Source organism: Pseudomonas auratipiscis, assembly GCF_036324085.1.
In the GTDB taxonomy this organism is placed as follows: Bacteria; Pseudomonadota; Gammaproteobacteria; order Pseudomonadales; family Pseudomonadaceae; genus Aquipseudomonas; species Aquipseudomonas auratipiscis.
The window spans coordinates 37,916-50,998 of record NZ_JAZDCU010000029.1; the positions used below are offsets into that span (position 1 = coordinate 37,916).

General features: G+C 58.8%; 8 protein-coding genes and 3 pseudogenes. 4 read left to right on the forward strand and 7 right to left on the reverse strand.

Annotated features, from left to right (window positions below; translation table 11 throughout):
• Window positions 1-25: 25 nt before the first annotated feature.
• Both V0R60_RS25685 and V0R60_RS25690 read left to right on the forward strand, forming a co-directional pair.
• A pseudogene (locus tag V0R60_RS25685) lies at window positions 26-103 on the forward strand (bacteriocin immunity protein); the annotation flags it as partial.
• Between the two features lie 52 nt (window positions 104-155).
• Complete coding sequence (locus tag V0R60_RS25690; RefSeq protein WP_136478265.1) at window positions 156-404, forward strand: bacteriocin immunity protein; 249 nt, start codon at window positions 156-158, stop codon at window positions 402-404.
• A gap of 162 nt (window positions 405-566) precedes the next feature.
• Here the strand turns inward: V0R60_RS25690 and V0R60_RS27110 are convergent.
• A pseudogene (locus V0R60_RS27110) lies at window positions 567-701 on the reverse strand (hypothetical protein); the annotation flags it as partial.
• Between the two features lie 57 nt (window positions 702-758).
• Between V0R60_RS27110 and V0R60_RS25700 the strand changes: the two are divergent.
• Window positions 759-1,013 (forward strand): bacteriocin immunity protein, encoded by a 255-nt coding sequence (locus V0R60_RS25700; RefSeq protein ID WP_136478267.1) that lies wholly within the window; start codon window positions 759-761, stop codon window positions 1,011-1,013.
• A 97-nt stretch (window positions 1,014-1,110) separates the two neighbouring features.
• Window positions 1,111-1,209 (forward strand): annotated as a pseudogene (locus V0R60_RS25705) (LysR family transcriptional regulator); the annotation flags it as partial.
• Here the strand turns inward: V0R60_RS25705 and V0R60_RS25710 are convergent.
• From V0R60_RS25710 to recC, 6 genes are all read right to left on the reverse strand, one after another.
• Window positions 1,206-1,655 (reverse strand): OmpA family protein, encoded by a 450-nt coding sequence (locus V0R60_RS25710; protein ID WP_136479031.1) that lies wholly within the window; start codon window positions 1,653-1,655, stop codon window positions 1,206-1,208. The pseudogene V0R60_RS25705 and the gene V0R60_RS25710 overlap by 4 nt on opposite strands.
• 54 nt (window positions 1,656-1,709) lie before the next feature.
• Window positions 1,710-2,981: a diguanylate cyclase domain-containing protein gene (locus tag V0R60_RS25715; RefSeq protein WP_330080905.1), complete on the reverse strand. Its 1,272-nt coding sequence runs from the start codon at window positions 2,979-2,981 to the stop codon at window positions 1,710-1,712.
• A complete protein-coding gene (locus tag V0R60_RS25720) occupies window positions 2,978-3,553 on the reverse strand; it encodes a YfiR family protein (RefSeq protein ID WP_330080904.1) in 576 nt (191 codons plus the stop codon). Before V0R60_RS25720 ends, V0R60_RS25715 begins: the two co-directional genes overlap by 4 nt.
• Before the next feature lie 111 nt (window positions 3,554-3,664).
• Complete coding sequence (gene recD, locus V0R60_RS25725) at window positions 3,665-5,743, reverse strand: exodeoxyribonuclease V subunit alpha (RefSeq protein WP_330080903.1); 2,079 nt, start codon at window positions 5,741-5,743, stop codon at window positions 3,665-3,667.
• Complete coding sequence (gene recB, locus V0R60_RS25730; protein ID WP_330080902.1) at window positions 5,740-9,420, reverse strand: exodeoxyribonuclease V subunit beta; 3,681 nt, start codon at window positions 9,418-9,420, stop codon at window positions 5,740-5,742. Before recB ends, recD begins: the two co-directional genes overlap by 4 nt.
• The gene (gene recC / locus V0R60_RS25735) at window positions 9,417-12,896 is read right to left on the reverse strand and encodes an exodeoxyribonuclease V subunit gamma (protein WP_330080901.1); all 3,480 of its coding nucleotides are present in this window, start codon (window positions 12,894-12,896) and stop codon (window positions 9,417-9,419) included. The genes recB and recC overlap by 4 nt, the downstream gene beginning before the upstream one ends.
• Window positions 12,897-13,083 lie beyond the last annotated feature (187 nt).

A 13,083-nucleotide genomic window follows, 5' to 3' on the forward strand; every position in this document is an offset into this window, starting at 1 on the left:
CTTCAACAAATCAGGTAGCGGTGCAGACAACTCCCCTAAAGGCGTGGCACAGATTGTGAAGGAATGGCGTGCTGCTCAGGGCCTGCCGGGATTCAAAGACTAACGAATGATTGTAAGTGAGCGCATGGAACTCGCTGAATTAATTGGTAGAAACCATGAAAAACACAATCAGCGACTACACAGAAAACGAATTTGTAGACCTGCTACAGCGCATCATTAGTCACGATGACACGCAGCCGGAAGTGGACAAGCTAGTGTTCCACTTTGAAGAGGTGAGCGAGCACCCTGCTGGGTCTGATTTGATTTTCTACCCAGAAGACGATGCCGATGATTCAGCGGCTGGCATTACGCAAACGGTGAAAGAATGGCGTGCTACTCAGGGCCTGCCGGGATTCAAAGACTGACGAATGGATTGCGAGCGAGCGCATGGAACTCACTGAAAATTGGTAGAGCCTATGAGAAACACACTCTGCCATTGCGTCTGTAGTGATAGGACTTGGAAGCGGATTACCCTGTTGCGGGATTACATCCGCGGGGTGACGGAGCGCATCACGCCATTGCTGATGGGCGAGTCGCGGGACGCGGGGGCAACGCCAACACATTATGCCTGTGTAATCGTCGGTCCTGACATACCCGCGATAGCGTTCCAGCAAGCGCAACGGTGCGTCGTGCGCACGGCTGGAGGTGTAATCAAACAACACGAACGTCGTAACCCCCAAACACCACATCGATATTTATAGAAACGGTTAACACTGATAATGAAAAAAGATATCAGCGACTGCACCGAAGACGAATTCATCAGCTTCATGCTCAAGCTGCTGGCTGAAAACAAATCAGCAACTGATGACGTGTTAGATGTTCTGCTGGACCAATTTTGTGAAGTTACCGGTCATCCAGATGGTACCGACCTCATTTACTACCCAGAAAATGGATCAAGCGGATCGGCGCAAGACGTCACGCGGGTGGTGAAGGAATGGCGTGCTGCTCAGGGCCTGCCGGGATTCAAAGACTAACGAATGGATTGTGAGCGAATGCATGGAACTCACTGAAAAATTCGTAGAGCCCATGAGAAACACGATCTGCCATTGCGTCTGTAGTGATAGGACTTAGAAGCGGATTACCCTGTTGCGGGATTACATCCGCGGGGTGACGGAGCGCAACGCGCCACTGTTGATGGGCGAGTCGCGCACGATGAGCTTCGCCGATTAGTCGGAGGCGACAATGATGGCGACCCGGCGGTTTTCCATTCGGCCGGCGCGGGTGTCATTGCTGGCCACCGGTACGCGACTGCCCAAGCCTCGGGTTTCGACGTTTTCCGCGCGCATGCCAATGGCGGTGAGCACGTTGGCGACGCTCTTGGCTCGACGCAGCGACAGCTGCTCGTTATAGGCCGCCTTGCCGGAAGAATCGGTGTGACCATCAACGCGCACGCGCTGGATGCCCACTGACAACAGCGACGTACCAATACGCTCGACGATGGCTCGGCTCTCGCTGTTGAGTGAGTCCAGGTCACTACCGAACAATACTTTACCCGACAAGCCGAACTCCCAGCCTTCATCGGTCAATTGAAATCCTTGTTGCTTGAGCATGGCGATCTGCTCAGCAGTCAGGCCTTTGGGTGGTGTGCTCTGGCAACCCGCCAGGGCCAGCAGCATCAGGGCCAGCCAGATAAAGTGAGAACGTAGATATTGACTCAGGTGTGTCACGGTTCAGCTCCTGTTTTTTACTTGATTGGCAGAGTGCTCCGTCTCTGCCGTTTGCCACTGGCCTCGGGTGTTGCGTTTGGCCTGGTACATCGCCGCATCGGCGGCTTGAAGCAAGTCCGATGGCGTCAGACTATCATCCGGGAAATAGGCAATACCGACACTCAACGAGGTGACAATACTTTGTCCTGCCGACAGGTGAATCGGCACATACATGCTGGCAATGATTTTCTCGGCGATGCGCATGGCATCTTCACGACTGTGCAGCGGCGCCAGCAGCACGGCAAACTCGTCGCCCCCCAAACGGGCCACCAGGTCACTCTCGCGCAGTTGTGAGCGCACCCGGTTGGCAACACTCACCAGTACTTCATCGCCCGCGGCATGGCCATGGCTGTCATTGATGTCCTTAAAGTTGTCGCTGTCGAGAAACAGCAGCGCCATGTTCTCCTGGTACTTGTTGGCATTGCGCAACGTGCGGCTGAGCCTGCCTTCGAAAAAGGCTCGATTGGGCAAACCGGTCAGACTGTCGTGACTGGCCTTGTGCGCCAGGCTCTGGTTCTCGCGCTGCAGGTGGTTCTGCCAGCTTTCCAGTTCGTCGAGCAGAGCATTGAAGTCGTTGCCCAACTCATTGAGTTCGGCAATCTGTGCTGACGGTACGCGGCGGTCGAAACTGCGCTCGCGGCGCGCAGCGTGGGCCACCGTTGCCAGGCTGCGCAAAGGCCCGACGATATCGCCGAACATGCGCCGCGACAGGTACAACGCCCCCCCAACACTGAGCGCTGTGCAAAAAATGATGCCGGCCAAGCCACTGAGCAGAAAGCGCATCAAGCTCCCGCCCTGCCCGATCAATTCGATGCGACCGACCTGCTGTCCCTGATGCATTACCGGCAAAGTGACCGGCTCATCCAGCAACATATGCGCAACTTGTTGTTCCATCCGCGCCAACAGGCTGTCTTCACTGCGATGCCAGCTCGCCATCAGATCGTTGCTGTCATCGAACACCTTGACGTCGGCCAGCTCTTCGGTGGACGCGATCAAGGCCAGAGCTTCATTGGCCGCGCTGCTGTCATTGAACACCACGGCAGCTTCGACCGTGTAATTGATCGAGCGCGCGATCAAGTGCAGGTTGTGGTTAGCATATGAACGTAACGCCAGCACCCCGAGCAACGTCAGGGAAATACCCGCCAAGCCGACGGCCAGCAAGGCCACGCTCAAATGGCGACGCCCAAGCACCGCACGTAAGGTCGGACGCTGGTTTCCCCAGCCAAAACCGATCATGGATCTGCCGCCCGCCGACGCGACAATTGCAACACAGAGGGGTGGATGCGTACGCCGCTACGCGAGACTGAATCAAGATTGACGTCGAACGCCACCTGCTGGTCGCTAACACGCAGGCAAAACACACTGCCGACGGTGCAAAGGTCGTCGGCCTCACTGATGCTCAAGACCGGATGACCAGCAATGGCACTGAACAACTGGTGTCGTTCATCCTCGCTCATCTGGCCGAGATAAACCGCGTCGCATTCATTGGCAATGCGCGGATCCCCGGCCAGCAAGCGCCTTACCACCAATGCACGGCCTGTAGCCTGCGTGGTGCCCTTTACCAGGTCGTCGGTGTACTCGGTGGGGCCAACCAGACACAAACGCAGCTGCGTCGGCTCCACCGGCCAGCGCGCGTAGCTGAGTATGCCCAGCACTACCTGAGTTACGGCAGAAGCACGTTGCTCGGCCATACTTGAAGTCTGCGTTGATTCGGCGCAGGCCAGGGTGGCAAACAGCAAGGAAAAAGCGGCCACCAGCGAGCGCCCAGGACTCGTTACACGTCCCGATGTCGAGGCGGCCACTTTCATGAAGGAAATCTCAGAACGCTAGAAAATCATGTCGCAACGATAGCACAATGGCCATATTCCCAGTGAGGGAACGCCCTCCTGAAAATCCGCTCAAAGTCCGATTCACCCTGTTCATACCTGCTCCAGCATGAGTCCGGAGATACGTTTGACCTTGCGACGCACTGCGTCTTCAAACACTCCCTGACGCGGCTCGATTAAAGTAAAACAGCTTTTTGCCCGGGTAATACCGGTGTAAATCAACTCCTTGGTCAACACCGGATTGAGAACATCAGGCAGCACCAGGGCAGTATGGTCGAACTCGGAGCCCTGGGATTTGTGCACGGTCATTGCGTACACGGTTTCCACATCGTTCAGGCGACTAGGCAGTACAAACCGTACGCCGCCGCGGCCGTCATTTCGAGCAAAGGCTACCCGCAGCACCTGCTGACCAGGCTGTTGCTCATCCGGCAGGCGCAAGGCTATGCCGATGTCGCCATTCATCAAGCCGAGGCCATAGTCGTTGCGCGTCATGAGTACGGGGCGCCCCTCATACCAAGGCTGATCGACATCGATCAATCCGGCGGCACCCAATACCCGAGCAACACGCTGGTTCAACCCTTCGACGCCCCACGGCCCCTTACGAACGGCGCACAGCAGCTGGAACGTTTCAAATCCCTGCAACACCGCCATCGCCCAGGCTTCCCAGCGTGGGTCTAGCGCTGGCGTGGCCAGTGAAGGGCGCTGGCGTCCAATTGCCTGCAAATAGCTGCGATAGCCCTGCGGCCCATCGCTGCTACCCAGACCATCAAGCAGCAGACGGTCGAGGGCGCGGTCCTGTTCGCCGCGCAGGGTCAAACCGTACACATCATCTTGAGTTTGCTTGAGCAATGCCCGGGCCTGTTCAGCGTCTTGCAAATTGACCAGGCGTGCCAGCCGGCCAATACCACTGCTCTCACCAAAGCGTCGGGAAAAGCGCAACATCACCACCTGCTGCGCCAGTGGGAATTGCTCACGGCTGCCAGGTTGCAGTTCACTGCCCGCCAATGACTCACCACTGATCTGTTCAAGCCAGGCCTGCGTCTGGGGGCTGTAGCGTCCGGCCTCGGCATCGCGGCACAGATCGCCAAGCACGGCGCCGGCTTCCACCGATGCCAATTGATCCTTGTCGCCCAACAACACCAGACGGGCATGAGCGGGTAGCGCGGCAAGCAGATTGGCCATCATTTCCAGATCGATCATCGAGGCTTCGTCGACCACCAATACATCCAACGGCAAAGGGTTGCCCGCGTGATGACGAAAATGCCGCGATCCGGGGCGACTGCCCAACAAGCGGTGCACGGTCGAGACATCGGTAGGAATGTTTTCCCGCACCTGGGCGTCAACCGACAGACGTTCGACCTGCTGGCCAATCGACTCGGTCAAACGCGCCGCCGCCTTGCCTGTAGGTGCTGCCAGCCGTATACGCAGCGGCCGTCCGGCCTCTACCGCTGGCGCCTGAAGCAAGGCCAGCAAACGCACCACAGTGGTGGTCTTACCGGTACCAGGACCGCCGGTGATGATGCTGAAGCCACCGCGTGTGGCCAAGGCGCAGGCCAGCTTTTGCCAGTCCACCTGCCCTGCCTGACTGCCCGTGGCAAACAACTGCGCCAAGCGCGCTGGCAAATCGGATGGAATGGCTTCGACCTGTTCAAGGCGCTGGCGCAAGGCGCCGTCGATCTGTCGTTCATAGGTCCAGTAACGGCGCAAATACAAGCGCTGGCCACTCAGCACCAAGGGCCGAGCGGCATCTTCCTTCCGGGCACCATTGGCAACCAGACGGCTGTCGGCCAGACGCTGCAACCAGGTTGCCAAGGTCAGTTGCTCAAGCAATTGCGACGGTAGCAACAAGGGGCCGGCCAGGGCATCACCCTCCGGCGGCAACGACAGGGCAAAGTCAGGCTCGGCCAACGTTTCGCCCAGGTCCAGGCAAACATGGCCATGCCCCAACTGATGGCTGGCAAGCGCTGCGGCGAGCAGGACCAGGGAATCACCTTGCGGGTCCAACTCCTCGAGGAATCCGACAAAAGCCCGGTCCAGGGCGCGCAGCCAATTGCGCTCAACCCAGCGATCAAGCAGCGCGAGCAGATCGGCACTGTTATTCAATGGCTCAAGTGCCGCCAAATGCCGGGCATCCAGCGGTGTCGGCAGCAGATCATCGAGCGTACGGCTCATGGTGCATCTCCCAGGAACAGGTCATGTTGCTGCGGTTTACTGACACCGCGGAACAAAGCATCGAGGCGCTCGATCAGTTCCCGTGGCGGCTTGACGAAATACACGCCACCGCTCGCCGAGTGCACGCCACGCAAGAAGATGAACAGTGCACCGCCCACATGCCGGTCGTAGTCGTAGTCCGGCAGCCTCGCACGCAACTGACGGTGCAAGGCCAGCAGATACAGCACATATTGCAGATCGTAGCGGTGACTTAGAATCGCCGACTCCATGGCCAGCTCGCTGTAGGCCAGATCATCGGGGCCCAGCCAGTTGGACTTGTAATCGGCCACATAGAAGCGCCCATCATGTTCGAAAGCCAAGTCGATAAAGCCCTTGAACATACCGTTGAGCTGGGCCGGCTGAGCCGCGATTCGGCTCGCGCCCTGATGGGTGTGCTCACACACCAGGCGATCCAGTTGACCGACGTCGACCCTATGGCTGGCAAACCAGAACTCCATCTCGATCTGGTACTGGCTCAGCTGGTTCAAGGCGAGCATCGGACTGGCCGGTTCCAGCGCCATGGGCTGCAGTAACAGTTGTTTGAGCCAGTCGCTGAGGGTGTTGATCCAGCCCTCCCAGTCACGACGGTTGCAGCGCTGGCCGACCGTACGCTTGAGCGCTGCGTCGTTGGCCGTCACCTGCGCAAAGCCTTCGAGCCCCGCCCATTCGAGCAAGCCGTGAAGGAACGTCCCGGGATTCGGGCCGCGCGGGAAGCGATGGATATCACCGCTGCCGGGCGCAACTTCGCGCAGCTGCTGCGGATCGGGTCGTTCGTCATCCAGTAGTTGTTGAGCCTGAGAGCTGTCTGCTGCCAGGGTCATCGCGTCCTCGCCTATTCGTAAGGCACTGTAGGAGGCAATCCACCAGTTCTCGGCAGCACGACGCTTGGGCTCACGTACGGGCAAAAGCTCCGAGTGATTGAGTGGCGCGCTATAGGCCTGCTCATCTGGCTCGGGCATGGCGCTGCAAGCAATCGCCGAACAGTCGGCTTGCAATGCCTGCAACCAGTCATTGAGTTGATTGGAGTTTGCCAGTGGGGCACCCCCGCCCAGCAAATAGCCCAGCGCCGAACGGTGTAACAACGAGGTTTTGCCAGCGCCGCGCTTGAGGTCTGCAACGCCTAGCCAGCACGCGTGCTGGGCACGGGTCAGGGCGACGTAGAGCAGACGCAGATCTTCAGCCAGCCGCTCATCGTCGGCCAGGGCGATTTGCTCCGCGTCCGGGGTCAGGGTGAGATGCGCGTGCCCGTCGCTGTCGTGCCAGGCCAACGGCAAGCGCTGGCCATCTACCGGTTTGCTGGTACAGATGAACGGCAGAAATACCAGCGGGTACTCCAGCCCTTTGGACTTGTGGATAGTCACCACTTTGACCAGTTGCTCATCGCTTTCCAAACGCAAGATCTGATCTTCTCCCGCCTGTCCGACGCTGGCCAAGTGCTCGCCCAGGTGGCGAATCAAAGCTTGCTCGCCATCCAGCTCCGTGGCCGCCTGCTGCAGCAGCTCGGCCAGGTGCAACAGGTTGGTCAACACTCGCTCGCCATCGCTGCGAGCGATCAACACCTGCGGCAGTTGGAAGTCATGCAGCAATCGTCGCAGCATCGGCAATACGCCCTGGGTTCGCCAGATCAACCGGTACTGGCGGAATTGCATGACCCAGCGCTCCCACACCCGCTCGTTCTGGTTCAATTGCTCCAGATCCGCCAGCGGCAGATTCAACGTGATGCTGGCCAGTGCAGCCTTCAGCAGGCGCTCGACATCCGGCTCGGCACAAGCCTTGAGCCAGGCCAGCAGGTCTTGGGCTTCCTGCGCGGCGAAAACCGAATCCTTGTCTGAGAGGTACACACTGCGTACATCGCGAGCGGCCAGTTCAGCCCGAATCAACTGCGCCTCACGACCATCGCGCACCAGGATGGCGATATCTGAAGGCAGGCAGCCACGTAGCGACTGGTCGGCCTGGAGAAATCCACTATGGCCCTGCTGCCCACCGTTGAGCAGCGCAACAACCTGGCTGGCGCAGCTGGCAGCCAATTGCTGTCGATAGACCGCGCCGGAAACGGGTTCCTCGCTGGGTAACTGCCACAGATTCAAAGCAGCTAGTGTTTGTCCATTAACCTGAAACTGTTCACTGCGACCTTGGGCCTTGACCTCGACAAAGGGCACTGGGTTGTCTTCGCCCTCGCGGAACAAAAAAGCGCCACGGCCACGTTCACTCAGTTCGGCGCGCATGAACACATGGTTGACAGCACCGACCATAGACGCACTGGAACGGTAATTGGTGTCCAGGCTATGCAAGCGGCCGGTGGTAGCACGACGGGCGCCCAGGTAGGTAAAGATATCGGCACCACGAAAGGCATAGATTGCCTGTTTAGGGTCACCGATCATGAACAAACCAGTATCGCGGACGTTGTCTTCGATACGGTAGATACGTTGGAAGATCCGGTACTGGACAGGGTCGGTGTCCTGAAACTCATCGATCAAGGCCACAGGAAACTGCTCGCGGATCAAACCCGCCAGACGCTCACCCGTATCGCCTTGCAAGGCGTGATCGAGGCGTACCAGCATATCGTCGAAGCCCATCTCTGCACGACGACGCTTTTCCTGCTCGAAGCGCGCGCCGACCCAGGCGGCAGCGTGTTCCAGCAGACAGGCATCGGGAGTAGGCAGCGCCGTGAGTTCCTTTTTCAGGCTTTCCATGGCCTGCAGTGCCGGATGACTTGGCGGTTCGCCCTTCCACGCTTCGGCCATGCCGAAGCGCGTAAGGCGAGTGAAACCGGTGCCCAGATCAAGTTCCAGTGCCTGTTCGTCGGCCGCCCATTGGGCAAGCTTCTCGCACCAGGGCTCGAAGTAACGCGCCTGCATCTTGCGACCGTCGACTTGCTTGGCAGCCAAGCCGTCTCGACAAATCTGCAGCAATTCGCCGGACCACTGCCCCCATGGAGCCTTGAGCTTGCGCAATTGCTCTGCCCGCTGCTGCAACACCGCCTCGATCAATGCCTGCGGTTCTTCTGTGGTGCTCTCGATACGTTGGCGACCAAAAAGGGCACGCACCCGGGGCAGTAAAGCATCGGGACTCACCCAGTTGCTCCGCACCCAGGCCAGCGCATCACCTTGCATGCAGTAGCAAAAGCGCCGCCAGTAATCGCGCATGACCTGTCCGAGCAACTCGCTGTGGTCGGTTTCCAGTGTTTGCGTGAACAGGCTGCCGCTGTCGAAAGCATGTTCGCGCAACATGCGCTGACACCAACTGTGAATGGTTGAGACTGCAGCCTCGTCCATCCACTGCGCGGCTACATCAAGACGATTGGCACACGCAGGCCACAGGTCCGCTTGGTAGTCGTCACGCAACAATTGCAGCAAAGGGTCGACCGCCGTCAATTCGCCGCGGAAGAAACGCGCAGCTTCAGCCAGACGGGTACGAATTCGCTCACGCAGCTCCTTGGTCGCCGCGTCGGTAAAGGTCACTACCAGAATTTGCGGCGGTAACAATTCGCGCCCGAAACCCTGCTCGCCGCCATGGCCTAGCACCAGGCGCAAATAGAGTGCAGAAATGGTAAATGTCTTTCCGGTACCGGCGCTGGCCTCGATCAGCTGACTGCCGTGCAGTGGGAAGGTCAGTGCCAGTGGCGTGTTGCGACTCATTGAGCATTCTCCTCGTTGCCCAAGGTCTGCCAGGGCGCATCGAACATCGGTCGGTACAAGGCTTCGCACCAGCCCTCGAACTCTTCGCTAGCCGTCAGGGCCGCGAAGTCGGTGAACTGACGTGCCAATGCGGTGCTTTCACTGCGTTCTCCAAAACTGTTCTGGCCATCTCCTTCATACGCCTTGGCAGCAGCGACCAAGGCCTTGTCTGGGTCGCCTTGGCCCAGCCAGGCAAAGGCCGTCTTGACTGCGATCGGTAGCGGTGCGCACATCCCGGCGTGGCGGGCGAGCAACAGATCACCAAGCACATCGGCAGCCCGAGCCTGTTCAATGGGCGCGAGCAACAACGTGATATCAGTCGCAACCACGGCACTGTGCAAACGCAGGCCTACAGCACAGGCGGCAAGGTGCATGACCCAGGTTGAGGTAAGCCGATGCCATTTGAGCGAACGGCCGCTGCTGATGCTATTGGGCAACGTGATGATGCTGAGCAAGGAGTTATCGTTGCCCTGGTACACCCGGCCCAGCCAGCCTTCGAGTTTGAGCTTGCGAAATTCGAAGCGGATCGGCAAAGCGCTGTCCAACGTAGTGGGCCACTGCCGCAGCAGTTGTTGGTGACGCTGCAAAAGATCTGGCAATGGTTCAATCAGCTCAGCTTGCAGGCTTTGACCGAAACCGGCCAATGGCAGCATGCCGCAGCCCTGCAGGCGACGCGCCTGACGCTCAAGTGCCTGGTCGACTTCCTGCGGTGTAGCCAGCGCCGCGGCCAACATACTTTCACTGAGGTTGTAACGCTGCAACGCATCGAGGACAAAGGGTTCTTCATCTGCCAGCGGCGCTTGCAGCGACTCGAAAAAGACGTTCAAGCGCTGGCTGAAAAAGTGCCGCACCGGATGACGCAAGAAGTCCTGCAGCAAGGGCAGGCTCAGCGCTTCATCGTTTTCGTAAGGCAGCAGTTCGTCCTCTGCCTTGGCCTGCCCCTCGCTTGCCAGGTGCAACGCCTGCCACTCCCGCGCGTAGCTGAACAGATTGTTACCCTTGTAAAAGTATCGGGCGCTGAAAGGCTGCAACGGGTGCTCAACGGTCAAGGCATGCAACAGTTGTTCACCACCATCGAGTTTGCTGTCTTCCTTGGCGCCGAACAGTTGCCAACCTGCTGCGATATGATCGCGCAGTTGTCCGATCAGTACCGAGGCTGGGCGCTCGCTGTTGTCACGGATGCTGCGTCCGACCCAGCTCACGTACAACTGGTCTCGCGCAGAGAGCAAGGCCTCAAGCAATAGATAGCGGTCGTCCTCGCGACGCGAGCGATCGCCAGGACGGTAGTCACTGCCCATAAGGTCGAAATCCAGTGGCGGTTGCGCGCGCGGATAATCACCGTCATTCATACCGAGCAGACACACCACTTTGAATGGGATAGCACGCATGGGCATGAGCGTGCAGAAGTTCACCGAGCCAGCCAGGAAACGTTGAGACAGGCGGCCTTGGTCGAGTCCGGCCAGCCAGGCCTCGCGGACCACAGTCAACGGCAGCAAGTCTTCAAGGCCCACTGACTCACAGGTCTGCAACCAGGTCTCGCGCAACGTCTGCAACTGCACCAGCATGTATTCGTCGTGCTCGGTTTCTGCCAGGAAAAACACCTGCAACAGGGCATGCAGACGCTCGCCCCACTGCGCGGCAGGCGCAGGCTCGGACAACTGTTGATAGGCAATTTCCAGGGCATCGAGCAAAGCCACCAACGGGCCTATCAATGCAGCATCCAGTCCGCCGATTTCATCAAACGGCTCGATCCCTTCGCAGCCTTCACCGACGCCTACGGCATAGCCGAGTAACATGCGTCGCAAGCCGAACCGCCAACTGTTCTGCTCCAAACCCCCGGGCAAGCCCAGGCTTTCTCGCTGCTCGGCATTCAAGCCCCAACGAATACCGGCGCCTTCAATCCAGCGATGCAGGGTCGGTAAATCGCTTTCCTTGATGGCGAAACGGGCGCGCAGAGCCGGCACATCAAGCAAATCAAGCACCTCGCTGACGGCAAAGCGACTGTCCGGCAATTTCAGCAGATGCTCTAAAGCAATCAGCAGCGGGTCACGACCGCGCTGGCCCTGATCGGTCAGGGTAAACGGAATGAACCGTGAGTCGTCACGGCCCAACTGACCGAACACCGCGCGTATATGCGCAGCGTAGGTGTCGATATCCGGCAGCATGACAATCACGTCACGGGGACGCAGCTCCGGATCGCTGCTGAAGCGGGCGAGTAGCTGGTCATGAAGTATTTCCACTTCGCGTTGTGGACTGTGCGCGATCTGGAAGCGGACCGAGCGATCCTTCACCGGATTGACTGCAGGCCACAACTCGCGGGTCTCGGCCAAGGGGCGCAGCTCAAGAATGTCATCCTGCAATTGATTGAGCAAAGTACCCGGCTGACTCTCACTGAAAAGGTCAATGCGCCCGTCACTGAAAGCCGTGCGGTAACTCGCTGGATTGTCATAGCTGTCCAGCAAGTTGATGTAGTCCCTCCCTTGTTTGCCCCAGGCAGCCAGCAATGGGTGAGCATGCTGATGCAAGGACTGGGCATCGATCAGGTTGGGCATGCCCTGCTTGCGTTGCTGGCGCTTGTACTGGTGGCGCAGCAGATCTTTGTCAGCGACGATATCCGCCCAGTGGTGACGGCAGGGGTTATGCACGCAGAGCAGGACCTGGCTGAAGCGCGCCAGGCCAGCCAGGGCCTCCAGGGCCTGGGCCGGCAAGGAGGAAATACCGAAGACGATTACCCGCGAAGGGAGTCCTGCCGGTGCTTGCTCAATGCTGTTGATGCGCTCGATAAAACGTTGATGCACACCGGCCCGGCTTTGGGCCATGCCTTCTTCTCCGACATCGAGCAACAGCGCACGCCACAACTCGGCTTGCCAACAGTTGGCAGCCGGCAAAGGCCTGGTTTCACCCCGAGCAGTGTTCAACACGTGCCGCCCGGCAGCCCAGTCCTTGAGCCAGTCGGCACGGTAGACCTGGTATTGGTCAAACAGGTCAGCCAAGCGTTCGGCCAGTTGGTAGCGCTTGCGCAAGTCACTGTCGTCAGTGAGAAAGCGTTGCAGAGGTTCGAAATGTGGTTTATCGATGAGCTCGGGCAACAGCCGCATCAACCGCCAGGTCAGTGGGGCCTTGTCCAGCAGGGAAACTTCCGGAATTTCATCACGCCCAAGAACACGTCGGTACAGTTGCCACATAAAGCTACCAGGTAGCTGCACCTCGATGGCTGCCGCAATTCCGCAGCCACCCAGGTCATCCTCCTCGGGATCTTCCGCCAATGCCAGTTTGAGCCACTGGGCAATACCGTTGCTCTGTACCAGAACGATCTCGTTTTCCAAGGGTGCCAGCGGGTAGCGGCGCATCCAGCTCACGACCAGGCTGCGAAGTTCATCCAGGCGATTGCCATGTACCACCATGAATCCTGGAAGGAGTGGGTTAACGTGCGGCATGGGACGTCCTTGAGGCAGTGCGGGCAGAGGGAAACCATACCATGGCCCTGCTAATTTCATGCAGACAGGCTCTGCAATAGAACCGGTAGGAAGGGAGGCTTTATCAGTGTCGGAAAAGACAAAACCCCTACCTGCATGTGCAGATAGGGGTTTCGGAATTTAATCTTGACGATGACCTACTCTCACA

Bases quoted from the DNA above. Each gene is read 5' to 3' on its own strand.
- V0R60_RS25690 (WP_136478265.1), top strand. From the start codon at position 156: ATGAAAAACACAATCAGCGACTACACAGAAAACGAATTTGTAGACCTG.
- V0R60_RS25700 (WP_136478267.1), top strand. From the start codon at position 759: ATGAAAAAAGATATCAGCGACTGCACCGAAGACGAATTCATCAGCTTC.
- V0R60_RS25710 (WP_136479031.1), bottom strand. From the start codon at position 1,655: ATGCTGCTGGCCCTGGCGGGTTGCCAGAGCACACCACCCAAAGGCCTG.
- V0R60_RS25715 (WP_330080905.1), bottom strand. From the start codon at position 2,981: ATGATCGGTTTTGGCTGGGGAAACCAGCGTCCGACCTTACGTGCGGTG.
- V0R60_RS25720 (WP_330080904.1), bottom strand. From the start codon at position 3,553: ATGAAAGTGGCCGCCTCGACATCGGGACGTGTAACGAGTCCTGGGCGC.
- recD (WP_330080903.1), bottom strand. From the start codon at position 5,743: ATGAGCCGTACGCTCGATGATCTGCTGCCGACACCGCTGGATGCCCGG.
- recB (WP_330080902.1), bottom strand. From the start codon at position 9,420: ATGAGTCGCAACACGCCACTGGCACTGACCTTCCCACTGCACGGCAGT.
- recC (WP_330080901.1), bottom strand. From the start codon at position 12,896: ATGCCGCACGTTAACCCACTCCTTCCAGGATTCATGGTGGTACATGGC.